The 19,171-nt window shown below is 62.6% G+C and carries 16 protein-coding genes and 2 pseudogenes; 7 read left to right on the top strand and 11 right to left on the bottom strand.

Annotated elements, in window-relative coordinates; translation table 11 throughout:
- Window positions 1-30: 30 nt before the first annotated feature.
- Window positions 31-276 carry a hypothetical protein gene (locus ACFVV5_RS06430; protein ID WP_387240670.1) on the top strand — a complete coding sequence of 82 codons (246 nt, stop codon included), beginning with the start codon at window positions 31-33 and terminating at the stop codon, window positions 274-276.
- Between the two features lie 75 nt (window positions 277-351).
- On the opposite strand, the pseudogene ACFVV5_RS06425 reads toward ACFVV5_RS06430, so the two are convergent.
- The 3 genes and pseudogenes from ACFVV5_RS06425 to ACFVV5_RS06415 all read right to left on the bottom strand — a co-directional run.
- Window positions 352-690, bottom strand: a pseudogene (locus ACFVV5_RS06425) (Rv3654c family TadE-like protein); the annotation flags it as partial.
- The gene (locus ACFVV5_RS06420; protein ID WP_387240667.1) at window positions 687-1,037 is read right to left on the bottom strand and encodes a TadE family type IV pilus minor pilin; all 351 of its coding nucleotides are present in this window, start codon (window positions 1,035-1,037) and stop codon (window positions 687-689) included. The gene ACFVV5_RS06420 and the pseudogene ACFVV5_RS06425, both read right to left, overlap by 4 nt.
- 3 nt (window positions 1,038-1,040) lie before the next feature.
- Window positions 1,041-1,154: pseudogene (locus ACFVV5_RS06415) on the bottom strand (DUF4244 domain-containing protein); the annotation flags it as partial.
- 625 nt (window positions 1,155-1,779) lie between these two features.
- Here ACFVV5_RS06415 and ACFVV5_RS06410 point away from each other — a divergent pair.
- Together ACFVV5_RS06410 and ACFVV5_RS06405 are read left to right on the top strand one after the other, a co-directional pair.
- Complete coding sequence (locus ACFVV5_RS06410; RefSeq protein WP_387240664.1) at window positions 1,780-2,985, top strand: Fic family protein; 1,206 nt, start codon at window positions 1,780-1,782, stop codon at window positions 2,983-2,985.
- Between the two features lie 995 nt (window positions 2,986-3,980).
- Entirely contained in the window at window positions 3,981-4,382 is a 402-nt protein-coding gene (locus tag ACFVV5_RS06405; RefSeq protein ID WP_387240661.1) for a hypothetical protein, read from the top strand.
- A 20-nt stretch (window positions 4,383-4,402) separates the two neighbouring features.
- On the opposite strand, the gene ACFVV5_RS06400 is transcribed toward ACFVV5_RS06405, so the two are convergent.
- The 3 genes from ACFVV5_RS06400 to ACFVV5_RS06390 form a co-directional block, all read right to left on the bottom strand.
- Window positions 4,403-4,915 (bottom strand): hypothetical protein, encoded by a 513-nt coding sequence (locus tag ACFVV5_RS06400; RefSeq protein WP_387240658.1) that lies wholly within the window; start codon window positions 4,913-4,915, stop codon window positions 4,403-4,405.
- A gap of 381 nt (window positions 4,916-5,296) precedes the next feature.
- Window positions 5,297-5,680, bottom strand: coding sequence for a hypothetical protein (locus ACFVV5_RS06395; RefSeq protein ID WP_387240655.1), 384 nt, complete (start codon window positions 5,678-5,680; stop codon window positions 5,297-5,299).
- A 317-nt stretch (window positions 5,681-5,997) separates the two neighbouring features.
- Window positions 5,998-6,537 (bottom strand): hypothetical protein, encoded by a 540-nt coding sequence (locus ACFVV5_RS06390; RefSeq protein ID WP_387240653.1) that lies wholly within the window; start codon window positions 6,535-6,537, stop codon window positions 5,998-6,000.
- Window positions 6,538-7,242: 705 nt separating this feature from the next.
- Here ACFVV5_RS06390 and ACFVV5_RS06385 point away from each other — a divergent pair.
- Complete coding sequence (locus ACFVV5_RS06385) at window positions 7,243-7,968, top strand: DUF2971 domain-containing protein (protein ID WP_387240650.1); 726 nt, start codon at window positions 7,243-7,245, stop codon at window positions 7,966-7,968.
- A 494-nt stretch (window positions 7,969-8,462) separates the two neighbouring features.
- On the opposite strand, the gene ACFVV5_RS06380 is transcribed toward ACFVV5_RS06385, so the two are convergent.
- The 5 genes from ACFVV5_RS06380 to ACFVV5_RS06360 all read right to left on the bottom strand — a co-directional run bounded on the left by ACFVV5_RS06380 (window position 8,463) and on the right by ACFVV5_RS06360 (window position 12,916).
- Window positions 8,463-9,197: a nuclease-related domain-containing protein gene (locus ACFVV5_RS06380; RefSeq protein WP_387240647.1), complete on the bottom strand. Its 735-nt coding sequence runs from the start codon at window positions 9,195-9,197 to the stop codon at window positions 8,463-8,465.
- A gap of 862 nt (window positions 9,198-10,059) precedes the next feature.
- Window positions 10,060-11,253 carry a hypothetical protein gene (locus tag ACFVV5_RS06375; protein WP_387240644.1) on the bottom strand — a complete coding sequence of 398 codons (1,194 nt, stop codon included), beginning with the start codon at window positions 11,251-11,253 and terminating at the stop codon, window positions 10,060-10,062.
- A 553-nt stretch (window positions 11,254-11,806) separates the two neighbouring features.
- A complete protein-coding gene (locus ACFVV5_RS06370) occupies window positions 11,807-12,181 on the bottom strand; it encodes a VOC family protein (RefSeq protein WP_387240641.1) in 375 nt (124 codons plus the stop codon).
- A gap of 76 nt (window positions 12,182-12,257) precedes the next feature.
- Window positions 12,258-12,509: a helix-turn-helix transcriptional regulator gene (locus ACFVV5_RS06365; protein WP_387241326.1), complete on the bottom strand. Its 252-nt coding sequence runs from the start codon at window positions 12,507-12,509 to the stop codon at window positions 12,258-12,260.
- Window positions 12,510-12,745: 236 nt separating this feature from the next.
- Window positions 12,746-12,916 (bottom strand): helix-turn-helix transcriptional regulator, encoded by a 171-nt coding sequence (locus ACFVV5_RS06360; protein WP_387241323.1) that lies wholly within the window; start codon window positions 12,914-12,916, stop codon window positions 12,746-12,748.
- Between the two features lie 1,343 nt (window positions 12,917-14,259).
- Here ACFVV5_RS06360 and ACFVV5_RS06355 point away from each other — a divergent pair.
- The 3 genes from ACFVV5_RS06355 to ACFVV5_RS06345 all read left to right on the top strand — a co-directional run bounded on the left by ACFVV5_RS06355 (window position 14,260) and on the right by ACFVV5_RS06345 (window position 19,165).
- Window positions 14,260-14,547: a hypothetical protein gene (locus tag ACFVV5_RS06355; protein ID WP_387240638.1), complete on the top strand. Its 288-nt coding sequence runs from the start codon at window positions 14,260-14,262 to the stop codon at window positions 14,545-14,547.
- A gap of 256 nt (window positions 14,548-14,803) precedes the next feature.
- A complete protein-coding gene (locus ACFVV5_RS06350; RefSeq protein ID WP_387240635.1) occupies window positions 14,804-15,247 on the top strand; it encodes a hypothetical protein in 444 nt (147 codons plus the stop codon).
- A gap of 228 nt (window positions 15,248-15,475) precedes the next feature.
- Window positions 15,476-19,165 carry a hypothetical protein gene (locus tag ACFVV5_RS06345; RefSeq protein WP_387240632.1) on the top strand — a complete coding sequence of 1,230 codons (3,690 nt, stop codon included), beginning with the start codon at window positions 15,476-15,478 and terminating at the stop codon, window positions 19,163-19,165.
- Window positions 19,166-19,171: the final 6 nt, after the last annotated feature.

Raw genomic sequence — 19,171 nt, 5'->3', positions numbered from 1 at the left:
GTTGCCTGTCGTGCGAGGAAAATGGCGTGTATGGCAATAACTTCAACGACGACGTACACCGCCAAACTCATCGACGGCCCCCTCGAGGGAATCACCGTCACCACCGAATTCCTCGACTCCGGCGTGCCGCGCCCCCGCCTGGAGATTCCGGCCGGCTCCGGCACCAAGCGTTACCTCTACGTCCGATCCTCCGGTATCGAGTTCGCCTCCGACGACGCTCTCGACGAACGGCCCAGCGCGGTCGAGTACCGCTATCTGGAGGCGTTGTTCGGCTGAGCGTCGTTCGGCTGAGCCGGGACCGCTGCCCTCACCCGAACCCGAGCGAGAACTCGAGTCGGGCGGTCCGGCGCGCGCCCGCGCTCGAGCCGACGACCCGAGATACGGCCGCACGGTCGTGACCGTGACGACGAGGCCGTCGACGGAACAGGACTCGAGTCGGGCGCCGTTCGCTTCGGCGAGCCGAGCGGCCTCGGAGCAGGGGTAGCCGGGGAGGGCGCCCGAGGCGACCTCCGCCGCCGCCAGGGCCGCCGCATCCGCCGCCCCGGCAGCGCGTTGCGCCGTGACGTACGCACCGGCGACGGCGACGCCTCCGCCCGTGAGTCCGATGAGCGTGCCCACGATCGCGAGAGCGAGAACGCCGGCCGCGCCTCGATCGTCGCGCAGCGCCTTGCGAAGCTCGGAGCCGATCACCCGGCTCCTGGCGCGCTGTCGTCGAGCGCGCAGGCCCTCGCCGAGGTCGACACCCCGAGCGGACCGAGACCGGCCACCGAACTCGCCGCCGTGAGTCGTACGCACAGCAGCCCTCCTGTTCTCTCTGTTTCGATCGCCGCGCCGGAACGCGAGACGATGCCGTCGGCATCGTCTCCCCGCCCCAACGCCCTCGCCGCGACGGCCGCCGCGTCGGTCAGCCGCACCTGTTGCGCCACCGCCTGGATCGCTCCCATGCAGAGACCGAGGCAGACGAGCACCGCCGGCAGCACGACGGCGAACTCGGCGGTCACACTGCCGCGCTCATCGCGCAGTGGCAGGGAGGCCACGGCTCAGCCGGCCGAGGAGAGCGCCCGGGTGACCAGATCGGTCAGAATAGCGCGCACCTCGTCGCCCCGGAGCAGAACGACGAGGAGCCCCGCGAATCCGACGGCGGCGGCCGTCGATGGCTAAAAGCGTACTTGCATCGAAACGAGCGTCACGCCTGCATCGACTATGCGCGGTGGGTGATTCTTGTCCCCCGCGACGGACCAAGGGTGTCGACACTAATGTCGCTGTCGATGACTTCGAGATCACCAATCCGCGGATCGGTGCGAGGGACATGAATCTGAACAAGTCGTTGTCGCCTTTGGCCTATATGCTCGCGGGATACAGGACCGGGCAAGCTCGGGCTGGCCAAATGAAGAAGAATGGACGTACTTGTGCTGACTTGTGCCTCATGCCGCAGTGATTACGACGCTGACGACGCTGCGGCGAGCCGCAAGCACACAGAACCGGTCACCGGCTGCGGTTGCAACCGGTGCGATGGAAAGCCGGGCTGCTACATGTGCGGAAGCTCTTTCTGCATGTGCGCGGCTCACTGATTTTCGTTACATCTAGGTCGGCTACGGGGCCTTATTGGTGCCGCTGACTGCTCGTATTAGACGCACCAAGCGTGGAAGCCCCCTGCGTCGTCGAGGTGGGGCTTGATTGAAAAACGTTTGTAGAGCGTGTCGAATAATCACCACTACTCCGGTGCAAATTTGTGGTTAGCAGGCATAAACACTACTTAGAGGCAGTAGAATCGTGGTTATGCAAATCGATGTCACCAATCCGACCTGGCCTCCGCACGGGGTTGAGACTCTGCCCTGGCGTCAGCAGGTGCGCGGTGGCACGCGCGAAGACCGGATGTTCAGTTCGGTCGACGCGACAATCCCACCATTGATCAAGACGCTCGACTACGTGCCGCCTCTGGGTGTGCTGCTAACAACTGAGAAGGCTCTCCTCGCTGTCGCGCAGGCCGATACTGATGCCGAAGGGCACTCCGCGGCGCTCAGCCGCTTCATGATGCGTTCGGAATCTGTGGCCTCCTCGAAGATCGAGCGCATCACCGCAACCGCGGTTGACTACGCCAAAGCGATCGCAGGCAGTCGAGGCAACGCCTCTGCGGTGAGCATGGTCGCCGCCTCGTCCGCGCTGCATGAGCTCATCACGACAGTCAGTGAGCGCGGGCGCTTCGAGCTTGGGCACATCACGAGCGCGCACCGCGCTCTGATGGCGGACGACCCAGACGAGGCCGATTACGCCGGCCGTCTGCGAGACATGCAGAACTGGATAGGCGGGAGCGACTACTCGCCCCGCGATGCTCTCCATGTGCCGCCGGCGTCCGAGCGGGTCATTGAGCTGATGACGGATCTCGTGACGTACCTCAACCGCGACGATGTTCCGGTGATGGTGCAGGCCGCGATCGGTCACGCCCAGTTCGAGTCAATCCACGCCTTTACCGATGGCAATGGTCGCATCGGCCGCGCGCTGGTATCCGCCGTGCTGCGCCGCCGCGGAGTCACCCGTAACGCCGTCGTGCCGCTCGCCAGTGGTCTCCTCGCGCGACGCGACGATTACTTTGCATCGCTCGGCACGTACCGCCTCGGCGACCCCGCGCCGCTCGTTGACCTTTTCGCGCGATCGGCGCGTGCTGCGGCCGAGTGCTCGCGCGACACCATCGCTCGCCTGAAGGCGATGCCCGATGAGTGGGCCGCAGAGCTACGCCCACGTGCCGGGTCTGCTGCCGCCGCGCTGATTCAGGCGTTCTACGACCACCCGGTGATGAGCGCTGACGAGATCGAGACCCGTTCCGGCTCAGTTGCCTCTCAGGCATACCGCGCCATTGAGCAACTCACCCGGGCCGGGTACATCCAGGAAATCACCGGGCGCAAGAAGAACCGCGTTTGGGCTGCGTCAGGAGCACTGGCCGAGCTCGACGATCTCGACCGACGCATCCAGGCCGCGATGGAGTGACCTCCAGCTCCTCCCGACTAAACCGCCGTAGCTTGGGAAGGGTCGACCGAGGGCCAATCAAGCTGACTGTTGGACCCTTGCGCGGCGAGCGTGCCCGCCATTATGAGCCGACGAAAGCGTTCGCTGCAGCGAGGACGCGCGCACCTGCCTCGTCGAAGCTGTCCTTCGTGCAGCACGCCGGCCGGGGTGCGGTCCCCGAGGTGCGGGTTCATTCCCTGGAACCAGATGGGCACGATGGCCTCACCCGCGCTTTGGCTGATCAACATCACGACCCAGTGTGCGACGCGTAGCCGATCCACGGCGGCTGGTGTCGGCCGGCGAGTAGCCTCAGCCCACTCTCGGACCGTGCGGGTCCCTGAAACACCGGCGATGTAGGCCACGAGTCACCAAGACCTTCAGCGGTCCCCTTGTCTTTCAACGCAAGGCTTGTCTTCCCTAGGCAAGGCTTGTCTTTCAACACAAGGCTTGTCTTGCCTAGGCAAGGCTTGTCGGGTCCACAAGCCACCGGGGCAGGGAAAAGACAAGGCTTGTTTGTCAAGCAATGCTTGTGTCTATTTGCATGGCCAACGCGGCGATGTCGGGAGCTCCATGCCTTCCGCATCGGCCCCGACTGCGCTATCTGGCAACGCCAGACCATCTGGGCTTTCTGAAACACCCATACTGCGCTATCTGCCAATGCCAGACCATCTGGGCTTTCTGGAACACCCCGATGACGTGGTCTGTCTGGCAGGCCCAGACGTTCTGGCATCCCAGGGACAAGCGTCCCAGGGCTTTCTGTACCAGGGCTTGCCTTTCAAAGCAACAGCGCCACGGCATAGTCCGCTCTGGGTCTTCGTCAGTCCTGTGATCACTACTTTGAGATCCATAAGATCTGCTTGGTAGTTTCCTCGCACAGGCGCGCGAGTTCGCGCACACACTGAAGACGGTTCAAAATCGAGCCTCGTTAGGCACGCTTAATGCGCTCACGACGAAGTAGGAACGCTTACGCTGACTGCATGGTCGAACTCCCCGCGGCTGCAGATCGACGCCCGGATCAGGACGCCTATGACGAATCGATCGCGCTTCCGATCGGTGATCTGGTGACCCGACTTCGTGAAATCCTCGGCGTGCGTTTGGTCGCTTACATCGGCGGCGTTCAATCCACCCAGGTCGTCTCGAGCTGGGCCGAGCGCGATGAGGCGCCGGAGCCCACCGTCGAGGTACGACTTCGGCAGGCGTATCACGCGGCTGCGTTGCTAATCGATCGCAACGAGGCGATCACAGTCCAATCATGGTTCAAGGGCATGAATCCCTCACTCGCCGACCAATCGCCCGCGCGCGTCCTCCGTGATGGCCGGCCCGATCAAGACGGCAAGAACGTGATCGCCGCGGCGCGATCATTCGCCTACGTCGGCTGACCCGCGAAGCAGTGCTGACGTCAGGACTGCAGGAAGCTGTTCAGGATGTCGCTCAACACCTGTGGATCTCCGCCGGCCACTAGCCATTCCACCGGCGTCGCCGGAACGCCGTCAATGCGCGCGCTGCGTTGTGGCGTCAACATGAAGCCCCTTATCCCCGCGGGAGGCCAATCGGTAGGAAGTGCCTGAACGAGACGCTCGAGCCCGGGCAGGACGGGCCGTTGCGGATCTCCCGTGAATTGCCATGTCGGATAGCGGAACTCATGATTCGCGCGGAAGGCAAACAGGGCGCCGTCTACCCGCCGACGGTCAACGTCTTCAGTGGACGCGCCCAAGAGCTCCGCGACCTCGGAAAGACCGAGGGACTCGTCGATCGCTTGCTGGCGGGTCGCCCTTTCCTCCGCGGCCAGGTCACCTCGCGCGACACGGGCTTGAGCGTCTGCAAGCTCTTTTGGAGTGAAGTCTCCCGACTCAATGAGGTAGTCAACCTGCTCGGGCGAGAGGCCACTCCTGGTGACCCGTCGCTCATCCATCAGGGAACTCTCGATGGACGCATCTTGGGAGATGATTCGGTTCCCATTGATGAACTGTTCACAAGGTCGGTCAATTCACGCAGGACCGCGATCACGAAGTCTGAACCTCTTCCCTGCGCTGCACCGACCATAGACAGCTCCGCGACGCTCGCTCGGACGGCTGCCGATACCTTAGCGCTCGCCATTCGGACTCCTCCGGTTTCGCCACGCGCCTGGTATGCCGACGCAGGGGGGAACACCACCTTCGGCACGAGATTATCGGCCCGTGAAACAACCATACGCATCTTGCCCCCCTTCGAGTAGGGCGCGGCCGCAGGGAGCGCCTCACCGGGCTACGCCTACCAGGCCGGGACTGCGCCGTTGAGCTGCCGATCCGACCCGTCACCCGAGGAAGCCGTCTTCCACCATCGCCGCGGCAGCCGCGGCGGCCTCCTTGAATCGGTTCTCGCGGATCGCATCCACGGGGGTGTCGTAGTCCAGCAGCGGGTTCGACGCGATGAACCACATGCGAGCAACCTGCTCGCCTTCAGACTCCGTGATCGCAAGCCACTGGGTGTGAGCGAACTGCAGGCGTCGCACCACGTCATTCCTCGGCTCAGGTCCATCGGCGCGGGCCCACTTATAGCTGATCTTGGGGTCCTTGCTGCCAGCCAGCGAGGCGACAAGCGTCGCGCCGAGGGCAGAGTTCAAGCGACGCGTGATCTCCCGGATACCGATCCTCGCGGACGCCGCGTGAGCATTGCGAGTCGTCGTAGCCATATCCATCGAAACCACCTCGAAATGACTCTAGCTATAAACCGCCGAGGGTCAACCGAAGATCCACCGAAAGAACACTCGGCCTATAGCCGGAATTGCCTGGCAGGAGGGCTGCACGACGGCGTCGCCTTCGCGATCAAGGATGGGCGACGACTTCCGGATGTGGGCGGTGTTCAAGCGCGGCAGCGATCCAGCCAGCCCGCTCATCCACCCGACAAGTTCGCCGGAACCGATAAAGTCCGCGAGCTCCAGCAGGCAATGGCCGCGCTGGGGTTGAGCTGGCGCGAGTTGTGAGGCCCGCTTCGGACAGGGCTTGCGTGTCGCCCTCAGAGCAGAACGTTCCGATTCTGGCCCTGCGGGTACAGGTCAAGATTCACAGTCCAATCGCCCTCCTCGGTCAGCGACCACGCGCCCGTTTCGATCGCCCACGTCCACCAGTCGATCCGATCAGCGATCGGCATTGAGGGATAGTCAGACATCGCCGAGCTCATCGGGTCATTCAGATACGTGAGGTCGGGTTCTCCAGGTGTCAGGTTGACGACCAACCCGACGTTGCCTATCAGGAGGCTCACGAACCGTCGGCCTGCATAGTCCGACGTAGGGTTGGCGGAAGCGACGATAGAGAAGAACTCGTCCGCGAACTCCAGCGACCAGGCGAGATCACCGAACGCCAGATGCGGCACCAGCATTCGTGCCGCATTTGCGGCGTTCGCGCCGCGTGCTCCGTCAACGCCGTTGTGCCATTCCCAGATGGCGCGGACCCCATCCGGGAGCTCGACGCCGAAATGGCTTTCGAGCTGGCGGATCTCGGCTGAAGAGATGGCCGGCCGGAGGTTCACCATGACGGGTGCGCCGAGAGCGCGCAAGGCGGTCTCGTAGCGTCCCAACGCAGCTTGAACGTCCGACCGACTCATGCAGCTAGTGCCCGGCGTCCTCAGAAACCGCCGGTGTGTAACGTCTGCTCGAACGCCCCGAAACCGTCGCAGTTGCGGCAGGTCCACGCTTCCGCGCTAGCGCCAAGAACCGGAAGCAGTTCCCTCGCGGGCGTCCGATAGGGCTCGGGACCCTCTGCAACTGCACCGAGCGAGGTCCACTCGATCTGGGGCGACCCGCACTCGGAGCACGTCTTCCGCGCCATCCGGTTGAAGTCGTGCGAGTCAATCATCGGGAACCCCGCTCCAGCTGTGGACCGCGAACCTTGTTTCTGCTCTCGACGCCGCCGCGCGTTCGCGCCCATGATTCCCCTTTCCTTCAGGTCAGTGAATCAAATACGCCACGGCAACGCACGTCCCAGAGGGAGGGACGAATGGGGCGGAGAACGTGCCCTGTTTGGGGGAGCGGGCGCGCTAGCAGCGCTGCGCAATACCCTCGAACGCCCTCAGCCCCCTCATCTCAAGAAGCGACTCCATATGGATGATGACCGTCGCGGAACCGCCATCGCGAGCATCGTCGATCGATAACTCCATCGACGTCGCCGCGGCTCGGGCCAACGCATAGTCTTCCGCTGCTGGGTTCTCGCATCCCTGCGTTACGACACACGCGGTCTGACAACGGGTGGATAAAATCCACACATGTTCTTCGAGAGCAAGTCATTTTCAGATCAGCCTCCAGACGATGCGACGGTCTGGCGCTACATGGACCTGACACGATTTCTCTCGGTCATTGACACTCGCGAGCTTCACTTCACTCAGGCCGCTCTGATGAAGGACAAATGGGAGGGCAACTACGGTGCGAAGGCTGAGGATGAGGCTGGCTTCATTGCCCACATCAGAAGTCATCCGCTTTCGCCGAGCATGTACCTGAACTGCTGGCATCTATCGGAGTACGAGTCAGCGGCAATGTGGGAGATCTACCAGCGCGACGGCCGAGGAATTGCAATCAAGACGACCTGGGGTGAGCTCAAAGCGTCCATCTTGGGAAGCCAGCCGATCACCGGCGGACGGGTACATTATGTCGACTACGACGAGTTCGACATGAATGACACCAACGCGCTTTCGCCGTTCATGTACAAGCGACTCAGCTTCGAGCACGAGAACGAGGTGCGATTAGTTCATTGGTCAACCGCTGAAGTCAAGATCGATCCCTCAGCGGGCCTTGATGCCGAAGAAGGACTAATTGCCCATGATGCTGGGGCAGGAATTCCCGTACGCGTCAACCTGGATATGGCGATAAAACAGGTGTTTCTAGCACCCGATGCTGAACCATGGGTGCTTCCGCTGATTCAGCGGCTTTCGGAGAAGTACGGTCTCAAGGCGCCAGTTACTCAATCGAACTTGTATAACGGCCCTATCTCTTAGGGCTATGAGCAAGGGTCTGCTGCGCGATCTGGTGGCATGTGCTTGGTTCTCCGGGACACCCGGGGATCAGTCGGGGCCCTCTGTCTCGTAAACGAAGTGCCTCGTATCCAATGCGTTACGGGACAGATCGGTTGCGGGACACTTGACGGGCGAAGAGGCCGACGAACTCAGCGTGAAGTCGGGCGTCAGGTAGCGCCAGATAGCGAACCGCCACGACGCCGCAAAGCCGTCTCGGTAGCCGATCACCCTGAGCGACGAGGAGATCACGTTGGAGCTCGCCGCCGCGGCCCCTTCAGCGGCTAGGGGCAGCGGCCGATAGACCAAAACCCGGGGCCGCTCACGCGGTTTCACTCACTGACGCCGCTCCGCCGGCCAGGGCGGGATGAGCGGGAGCCGCCACCGTCAGGGAGCGTACGCAACGTCGACGGTCCGGGAGGCGGTGCCAGGCGGGACGTGGCCGGCGAAGCGAGTGGAGCCCGGAGCCCGGAGCTGAGTCAGGTGTACGCCGGAAACGCGGCCGCGATCACGGTGAGGGCGCGCCTCACCGTTGTGGTGTCAAGGTCTCCGGGGCGGCCCGCGAGCTCCGCCATCCTCCGCGGCCAGAGGACGGTGACCGTCCCGATGGTGAACGGCCGGCTGAACAGGCCCCAGGTGGCGTCAACGAATGCGAGAAACCCGTACGCAGGAACCTCCGTAAGGCCGGCGGCGTCAAGTGCAGCTCGAACATGTCCAACCTGTTTCTCCACGCCCGCAGCCAGCTTGGTGCAGTCGCGGCGGCCGACGATCAGCTTGTCGACCCGCGGTGTGAAGAACCCGCCATCGACGTGGTGGGTGACCTGGCCGGTGTACTTCTTGGCGTCGATCACGAAGACGCCCTGCGGGCCGACCACGAGGTGGTCGATGTTCGCTTTCGTGCCCCGGATCCCGCGGTCATGCAGCGGGGTCACATGTTCATTGGCGACACCGTCCAACCACGCGCCGAGCTTCTGCTCACCAGCCGCGCCGGTTGCCCAGGCACGAGTGCTCTGAGGGTCTTCGGTGACGGCGAGAAGGAAGCCGCCGATCTTTGGGTGGCGTTCGCGGACGCGCTTCTCTCGAGCGTCGTGGAGCCGCTGATTCTGCCGGGCGGCGGACGCTCCGGCTAGGCCGCTCACGACGGGCGTTTGATCCTCGGCCGCGGAAGTCCCGCAGTTCACGCAGCAGACAGTGCGGGAGGACTTGTCGTACACGGCGACCGTGCCCGCCGGGAGTTCGCGCTGACAGGCCGTGCAGCGCCCGGCGTACCGCAACGGCATGGTCTTCTTCGTCGGCGCGCTTATGTCCGCCATCACTCCCCCGAGGTCGCCCTACGTTGACGTTACAAGCCTGGAGGGTGGGAGACTGAGCCCCAATTCCGGGGACGCACGCTTCTCCGAACAGCCCGGGGTCGGCCTTGAAGTCAGTCAGCGCACTGCCGCGATGCACGAACCAATGCACTCCTCGCATCGTGCCGCGAAAGAACCGTGGGCGTCGATGTTCGTTGACGGATATGGCGAGCACTGGACGGCCGCGACACTAGGTGACGACTCATCGGCGGGAATGGCCTGCTGCCCTCGCTGACTCGCGTCCCCAAGCGAAGTCCCCAAAAGTTGGGGGTTGAACCAGCGCGGGTAGAACGGGGCCACGCGTTCGCGAAGCAGGCCTCCCTATAGCCATCGAAAACGCGAGTGCCCGGTGAAGCATCCCTTTATCGCTCCACCCATATCCCAGCGGCGAGGGTGATTGATGCCCGCGTGGCACGTTGTCTGTCACTCGGAATGCATATCATCGGGTGTCGCGATGCCAACGTCCGGTCTCGTCAACTCGGAGTCCGTACGCGTCGAGCATCTGCATTATCTCGTAGAGATTGTTGCCTTCCCGATAGGACGACAGCAGCTCGTCGCCTCGGCCGGTTATGTGGATAGCCAGTAGGCGCACAATCATCTGGTTGACCTCGCTTACGACGTAGGACTCGTCGTGGTCAGGGAAGTCGCCTCGGTCATAGTGCTTGACGTCGTTGTAGTTGTTGGCAATAGCTCGCGACAGCCCAACCGTGTCGCCAATGCGCTCCGGCTAGCGCACATGCAGCACGTCAAGGCATCGGTAGACGTCCGTCGCCATCGTGGGTCTCGGATTGCGGCTTTGTGTCCACGTCACTCCTTCGCCGTCTCGCTCGCCAATGATGCGGCCAGCGGCTTCGATGCTCATCGAAGTGGAAATGACAATGTCTTCGATGTACTTCCCGGTGCGGCCCAAAACACTCACGCTAGGGAGAATGAAACGCTCCCAGGTGCCGTAGTTTTCGGACCATGTAGCCAGTCCCTCGGCCCCTATCTGGGCCATGTGCGCGATCGGACGTCCAAGGTCCTCCTTGGACGGAATTTCGGTGCCCCGCTCCCGATAGGTGTGCCGGCTGATGATCTCGGTCAGCGGATGCGCATAGATTCGCCCGTCGTTCGTCCGCGAGGCGAACAGGTCATCGCGCAGTTGGTGCTCGCGAAAGGACAGCGGTCGCCCGAATAGAAAGACCATAAGGTTGGCGACCTTGCGCTGTTCCACAAAGTGCTCCCAGAAGGGCGCCGGCCCCGATCCGAAGGTGCTCTCGATATGCACGTTGTCGTCCACGGTCGTCTTGCGGTAATACCCATCCTGCTCGGGGGAGTGAAACCAACCCGCCCGAATGACCATCGTTGCGTCACCCTGCTGCCAGGTGATCCCGTCGTCTCGATGAAGGAGCATCGTCACAGACTGAATGCGGCCCTCCTCATCGGTCTCGCTGTCACTGCTCACTGCCGACAAGCGCGACCATTCGTTCAGCCCGTCCAACCGACTGTGCATCTCGCCCATGACGAGCGGGTCCGCCAGCGCACCGTCGCGGTCACCGAGGATGGCAAGGGCGGGTCGTACCGATCCGATTGACGCACTCCTCCCGCCCCAGTTCTCGGAGTGCCCACTCCAGGCAATGTCGAAAAGTGAAATCGTCCCTTCGGGTGTCAACAGGACCATGTTGGTCGGCGGGGACTGATCCTTGAACCACGCTTGGACGTGACCAAACTGCGCGGCGTCCGGACTGGAAAGATAGGGCACCTCGACCGTCACACCCGTGTCGCGCGTCAACTGAAACGCAGCCCCAACGTAGGGCGTGTCCGCGACGCCATCGATTAGCAATCCGCTGAGGCTGTCACCGAATTCGAGACGTCGCATTCCCATGAACTCATTGTTTCGTATGGAGGGGACAGGCGGCTGCTCAAGGCCGAGTTCGGGCATGGGACCCGCGTGAGCTTGGAAGACTGCTCGGGCGAACGTGGCTCTTCCGAGCACTGTGTCCGGAAGCCGATCGTGTTGCCGCCGCTGCGTCCCCTCTTCATTCCGCCGAGCCTGAGTTCAGGTAGCGGGAGCAAACTCGAATATGTCCGGGCCCTGGACTACGCCGATGAGCCTGGTGAGAGCACCACCGCACAATGCACCCGAACAGTGGACGGTCACGCTCACCAACTTCCATCGACGGCTCAGCACGCCGGCCGGAGATCGCGACGTTGAACTGACCGCGAACCAAGCGGTGTGGCTGCCGGCGCAACGTCATGCGGGCGAGAACACCGGGACCACCCCCACGCATACCGTCCTGATCGCGCTGACGGAGTCGTTGACGAGACCGTCATCGGCCTCGCCACAACCTAAACGGCTCCCCTCGAGCATTGGAAACGGGTTCGACTCGATGCACGCAGAAGGATCCCTCACCGGGCGATGTGTCGTGTTCGAGCGTCGCCGTCCCCTATTGACGCATGCAGGCCGCGGCAAGGGTCCACAACGCAGATCGGTCTCAGGGGGTCGCGCGTGAGAAGAGATTCACGAGGTTGCCATCAGGATCGCGGAACAGGGTGGACCTGTTCCCCCAGGGCATCGTGGTCGGCTCGAGCACGATGTCCTCGAGCACGTCCTGCAGTCGAGCGAACTCCGCGTCGACGTCCGTGACGAGGAATTCGACGATGATCGTGTCGTTGCTGCCCGGTTTCGGGGCGTCGTCGCCGAGCATCGCGACGGTTACTGTGCTCGCGATCGCGATGGTGCCGGTGGCCGTTCGGAACTCCGCGAAGACAGGAGCCAGCCGCGCGGCGAGAGCGCCCATGACGGCTTCGTAGAAACGAACGAGCCTGTCGACGTCGTGAGTGATGATGCGGATCGATGCGAGGTCCATGGTCTTCCTTTCAGCCGGGCCGTTTGGCTCGACGTGTCCAGGATGGGCCAGACGCGCGACAACGTCCTGTCGGTGTTTAGGGCGATTTCTCGCTCAAGCCGACCATCCGGAGCTCTCCCTCGACGATGCCGAGATCCTCCACGCGCAGCGGGCGCCGCGGTGGTCGCTCGCCCGTAGGCTTCGCCTCGGTGATGCGGTCGCCTCGGAATGCGCGAACGCCGTCGCGCAGCCGGCACCAGGCGATCAGGTACCAGTTGCTGCCCTTTCCGACGAATCCCATGGGTTCGACGTTTCGCGAGGTCGCGATGCCGTTGCGATCGGTATAGATGATCTGTAGAACGTGCCCGGTTCGCAGTGCGTTGGCCAGTTCGCGCGGCGCGTCATTCGACCTATGCTCGCCGAGCAGGTGGATGCGGGTCGCTAGGTCCGCTGTCTCTCTTAGGCTGCGATCGTCGGTGACGGCGACAACCTTGCGGAGCGCCGACGTCGCCGCGTCGCGGAATGGACTGGTGGCCAGCGTGCCCAGAGCGACTATTACGGCGAGTGCCTCGTCGACAGTGAACCCTAGGGTGCCAGGGTGTGCCCCGAATCAAGGCAGTAGCCACCGGTGCGGCCAGGTTCTGCCCAAATGGGAACTCCGCTTTGTTGCAACGCCGACAAGTCCCGCTCGATGGTCCGGGAGCTGACAGCGAACTTCTCGGCAAGCCACCGGGCACTCCTCGGGCGCGGTGCCACCGCCCGCAGCTCCTCGACGAGTGCGTAGAGACGGTCGGTGCGATTCACACCTCGACCCTAGTTTCCAAATTTCGAGTCGCTGAGCACGACATCTGAAGGGCGCAACCCAAAGCAGCGGTCAACTGCCACCTCACCGCCCGCAAGACGGACGCCATCCGCAACGTCGGCCAGATAGGGCTGCTCGGGCACTCCGCTGATCCGATTCGTTCCGAGGGAACGTCACTGAGTCGGCTGAGCTCAATACCCCACCGAGCTTCCGTGGGAGCTGGGCGATGACGACGAAGATTCTGCCAAGCCCGCGCAAAGAGCGCCCTAAATGAGAGCGCATCGTGCCCTATGGTGTGCTCATGTCAACGATGTGCTCGGACGGCCCGTGGTGTTGGCTCTCCTGGCCGGGCTGGGTAGGGATAGCGGGCGTTGTCACGCTCATCGCGTTACTCGCTGCAATCCTCCTCGGAATAGTGACTTTACTGTCTGGCCAAGCCCCCAGTAGAGAAATTCGCGTGTCGATAGACAACATCCAAAGCTTCGCGAATGGCCAGCACAGAGGCGAGCTCGTCCTTTCGGCCATCGGTCCTGAGGCGCTCTACGAGGTTGACCTCGACCTAATCGACGGCACGTCTCCCCCGACGTCGATAGCCGCCACCACGCCGCTCTTGGAAGTCCGGGGCCCGGACTTACGGGTTCACTTTTCTGCGTCCGCGCCACTCGCGGAGTGCTGGGTGATAGTCCAATGGTGGGAGCCCAGCCGCCTCGGTTCTCACCTTGGAGGGATGCGATTCAGCCTCGACATTCAAGGTCAGCCCACCTATTGGTGGGTTCGATGGAGGGCACCGTGGCTACCGCGAAAGTATGGTGGTCGCTGGCGAGTGCAATCGCGCGCCAGTGATCCGATAGATATTTCCGCGCCGAAAACCGGTCCCTCACCGAAACGCCCCCCACCGCAAAGCAAGGCCGACGATATCAGCAGCTAGTTGAACATGGGATTCCCGTTCGCCTGTCCTGCAAAAATGCCCGGCGAAGGGGCCGCAAACACTACACACTTGCTGCAGCTCGGCCGCAGGACGGACTCGCTGGCCCGGGCACGTGCCCTCTCCGTCGGCCGGCGGAATTGTCGCGAGGACTTCTCATCTGCTGCTTCGCCGCGGTTCTTGGGAGTTTGTTCGACAGAACCCGCTATTTAGGGTGTCCAGACCTCTCAGAAAGCCAATCTTCATGGCGGAAAGACAATCTATGGCGACGGTCGACGAGGCAATTCTGTCGTTCAACAGAACTGTTCCGGAGTTATCCTTTGCATTGCGACGCTGAAGGCAATTTCGCCGGCCAAGCGGCAGGAGTTGGGTATGAGCGGTGGTAGCGCGTCAGGCAAAGAGCCGACAGTTGGTGGAGAGCGTCATGCCCTGTCCGCAGGCAGCCGGCTCGACGAATCCATGTCCGACAAACAGCGTGGTGTTCTCGAGGACCTTCTAGAGCTCGCGCGAGGCAGTGGCTGGGATCCCGCAGATGTCTTGTTGTGGATGTTCGCGCCCTCCACCTATTTTGTGGATGAGTCGCGGCCGGTCGACCATTTCGACACCGACCCCGACTTGGTGCTCGACGTTGCCAGGCGCGCGTGGGGGGTCGAGTGGTGACAGCAGATCGATTCGCATCGAGTATGCCCCGAGCCCGGGCGTCACTATCTGTGTAGCCGCGCCCTAGACCGGCGCCTATCGTGAGCGTGTGACCGATTCGCCGATCTTCGTCGCGTTCCTTTTGCACACACCGCCCCCTGCTAGTTGAGCATGGGATTCTCGTATGCCTGTCCCGCAAAAGTGCCCGGTGAAGGGGCGCCAAACGCGACACGCTTGCTGCGGGTCGGCCGCAGGACGGACGCCTTGGCCCGGACGCATGATCGTTCCGCCGGCCTGTGGAATTGTCGCGAGCACTTCTCATCTGCTGCTGCGCCGCGGTTCTTTGGGAGGTTGGAACATCAATGTGGATGACGAGGAATTGGTCGAGAAGGCAGAAGCACTCGGACTGGTAGCCGGTCGGGTCGAGGAGGCGCTTCATGCACTGAAAGCACGCTGGCGGATCACCGTTGACAACTCTCTGTCCGGCTCATCTGTCGTAGGTGTCAATGAAGAGGTGTGGCTGCAAGCAATGCGAGGCCGCGGGATGAACATCGGTGAACTCCGAAATCGCATCCTCGTCGACCTCGCTAATGCCGGACAGATCAATCCCCCCACTGCCGCCGAAATCGGCCCGATCACCGTTGGAATGCTCCTTAAGACGCTGGAAGACGATGACCTCGTGACCCTTACTCACACTGTTGGGGAACTGACGCCGGCCTGACCATGTTGGGTCGCCGGGCTGCCCGCAATGCGTAGACCCCAAACCATCGCAACCAGCCAGGGAACAAAGATACCGCGCCTCCGATCTCAAATGCCGTCTTCCCAATCGCCGCGGCCGGCTAGCCACGCGAGCACTGCGATTTCATTTAGCACCAGGAACCCGTTGGCGGCGCTGTCGCGGCTGGGCCGGTTGCCAGCTGATGTCGCTCGCTACTCATAGGCTCTGCCTATGGGGCGGAACAAAGCGAAGAAGCCGAAGAAGGCGCGACCGAATGCGCTGAGCGGGCTCGATAGGCTGGTACGGACATATCAAGCGGACGACCTGTGGGCACTGATCGTCGCCGCTGGCTCATCGCCGAATCTGCGTCACCGATGGGCGTCCGTGGGGGCCATGGCATATGCCAGCATCCGAGCCGATTGGGCGGCATCGGGAGACTCCGTCGATATGCATGCGCTTGATCCACTCCTCGAGGAGGCGGTAGAGCAGTTCCCAGCGCTGGCATGGAACGAAGATTTCGTTGCGGCGGATCCGCGCTTGGACGTCCGACTCCGGATAGGCAATTCTGTACGACGTCTGTTCCCGGGATGTATTGAGCGTCCTGTCGCGGATATTGACCGCGCAACCCTCACGTCGCGCGCTGTCGATGAGTTTGTTCGTCGTATTCACGGGTTTGGTATCCAGGACGTTGTAGACGTCATCACCGCCCACGTCGATGCATCGCTGGCTGTCCTCGCGCCCGGCTGGCCGGCATCCGAAGCAGAAGGTGACGCCGAACCTACGGGGACACTTCAAGAGGCGGAGCTGATCGCTTCGCGTGCGCTACTACCCACCGAAGATGCACCCGGCGATTCGGAGCGCCTTAATCTGGCACTTGGATGGCTGACTAAAGATGCGTCCGCTGTGTCCTTCGACCCGATGCATCCACAGAGCGCTTTCGGGAGATGCGCTCGGGTTCGGCGCGGCACTGAGATTCGCTGGCTCCCTCTGGCTTTCTTGCCGGAGGTTCTGAGTTACGCAGTTGGCGAGTTAGGTGCCTCTGTGGCCCATCTCCCCGAGGCCCGTTTGCGATTCGCCCAGGAGTCTGCGGCAGCTGCTCGCAACTACTTATGGCGATTCTCCCCATCGGTCTTGGGACCCAATGATTTAGAGGACGGTCCCGCGGTGTCACCGCGCAACGTAGTGCAGTGGATCGCGCCCGTTGACCGCGAGGTCGTTCTTGCCGTTCAAATGCTCTCCGAGCTCGGCGACAGCGTCAGCCTTCCCGGGGAGCCAGTGGTCAAGCGAATCGCGGACGCGAGCCCGTCACCCACGCAGCTCTCCGTTCCGTTCGCTTACCGCGGCGTGAGTATCCCCGAGGGAACCGAAGTCATACCGCTTCTTGTTGCCTCGTCACCACACCACATCACCGCTAGCCCGGGAGGACCGGGACTGGCTTCCATGTCGCTTGACGACCTGCGCTGGATCGCGCAAACCGCCAATGACGACCTCGACCTCGCCCAGTTCTGTAAGGATCTAGCCAACCCCACCGGCCCGCAGCTGATGGGATGGGAGGTCATCGACCGCTGGGAACCCTGGCGTAACCGGGGCAAGACCTTCTTCGCCGGCGGCGCTAGTCCAACCATGATCACTTTCGCGCCGCACAGCGGGGAAGCGGAGTGGGAGCTAGCCGCGACACGCACCGACGTTGAGTTGACCCTATCCAGGCTTCACCTGCCTGTGGATCGCGACTCTGCACTTACGGAACGAGCAGGGACCGACGCACCCACCGTGGTTGCTTGGAAGAACCCCTCAACAGACGGGGCACCCGGCATTCGTGAGGCAGTGCGAGAGCTCGACGCTTGGGTACTGCACACTGGTCAGCATCCGGTTGCCGTGACTTGGTCCGATGACTGGCCCGCGAATCAGTGGAAGCTCGTCATTGACATCGCCGGGGCCATCCCGTTCGGCGTTGCACAGGTCGAGTCGGACTGGAACACCGCGCACCGTCCACACACTGCACTCGGCCACGTACTCGAGATCGTTCCCGGGAGCGCATCGGACCCAAAGACTCTGTTCTCTATCATCAGCAGCGAAGTGAACCCCGACGGCATCCATCATGTTTCCGCCGGCCTAGCCTTCTCAGTTCTCGAGGCCTTCGATGGTGAAGGGGCGGACTTGCTCATCCGTGATGAGATGGCGACTCTGATCGAGCAGTTGCTCCGCTCGGGCGGGGTAACCGAAGACGATGGTGCTGCAGTAGCGCGCGCGTGGCGGACCGCCCCGCCTACTCTGACCTTTCAGATCATCAACACGATCACACAACACAATGAGCTTCGGTCTCCTGTCGATTTCAACGAGTCGTTGAGTTCGGAGATCGACCGAGTGATCGCAACATCGGTCAAGGACGTAGGGGTTGCGCCCGGCACTTACACCGGCGCGGAAGCGAAGCGCCTGGATCGAGAGATCCTTTCACGCGCGGCGTTCGACGCACTCCGGGCCAAGCTGGCCCCGTACGATCGCGACGATCTGATCCGGTACGGCATGGAGCAGCTTGAACGAGGCGCGGCACAGCGAGACAGAGAACTGCGGGGAATTCGGCAGTCACAGAAGTCGCTCGCGCTGGCTTGGGACCCCATCGCCACCGCGAACAAGATACAGAGCGATGCCTTCCAGCTCCGGCGCGCAAACGAGGTGATCGTTGAAGCCGCCCTTCGCGAGAACCCGCGCGGTGACTCTCAACTCAACGAGATCTCATGGGCAGGCCTACTCGCTGCAGCAAATGCTTTCGTCGAAGCAACCACGCGCAGCGAAGGCGTGCACCTACAGGTAACACCCGTCGCTCTGGAGATCAACGACCTGTATGAAATAGATACCGTAGACGACCCCACGCCAGTGGAGCCGCACGCTGGCGCGCCTTATCGGCTGAACCAGCATGAACTCAGCCTCGCCATGGCTGCTGAGCAGTTCGACCCCGAGCCCCGCGGAAGCCATGGGGACCCTATGAATGTAGAGGTCAGCACGGCGATGGAGGCTGCATACGGGATCGGGGCGATCGACCTCTATGCGGTGTTCGGGGGGCTCGCATCCTGGCCGGTAGACGGCACCGAGGGTGACGTTGCCGTCGTCACCTCGCGGGATGCGGTTCGACAGGTTCTCGACGCCACCGATCTGGGAGCAGACGACGATGGATCGGAAAAGGTCCAAGCAGCACTCGCACTCCTCACGTCGACCACCGATTCACTTTCCGAAGGGGAGTGGCAGCCTTGGCGCACCCGTCAGAGAAAGCGTCGCCTTCTAGCGCAACCCATCCCGGAACTCTCGGACGGAACCCTGGTCATTTCGCCGCATTACCTACTCACAAGCTTGCGGGTTTACCAGGCCTATCTCGCGCAGGGCGTCTTGCCATGGACTCAACCTCAACCGCCGAGGGCGCTCGACGTGGCGCTCGAGCGGTTCCGCAACGTGAAGAACAAGTCCCTTGAAGACGACATCGCGCAGGTGCTCACTGAGCATCGCTGGAACGTGGAGACGAACATCAAGGAGACAAAGGCCCGCCGCCTGAACCTCGAAAACCTCACCACCGAGATCGATGTCGTGGCCGGCAAGCCTGGAAAGAAGACACTGCTTCTTCTTGAGGCGAAAGACCCTGCTTCCGTCCACGCCCTCTCGCAGATGCGCGACCAGCTGGACGACTTCTACCTCGACCGAAAGAACAAACCCGCGTATGCAACCCAGCTTGCGCGCAAACGAGACGATCTGCTCTCCCATGAAGCTGAAGTCGCCGCCGCACTCAAGTTGCCGACTTCGGAGAAGGGGCACGTGGTCCGCCCAGTGTTCGTAACGCGTCACCCTATCCCCGCGGGATTTGTCGACGGACCGTTCGAAGTTTTGACCATCGCCGATCTACGGGATGCGCTTGACACAGATTCCATCGACTAAACGGCG

It is taken from the genome of Leifsonia sp. NPDC058248 (assembly GCF_042881905.1).
Lineage (GTDB): Bacteria > Actinomycetota > Actinomycetes > Actinomycetales > Microbacteriaceae > Leifsonia.
Note: the sequence above shows the minus strand (reverse complement) of the source record. Positions and strands in the feature narration are given on the sequence as shown.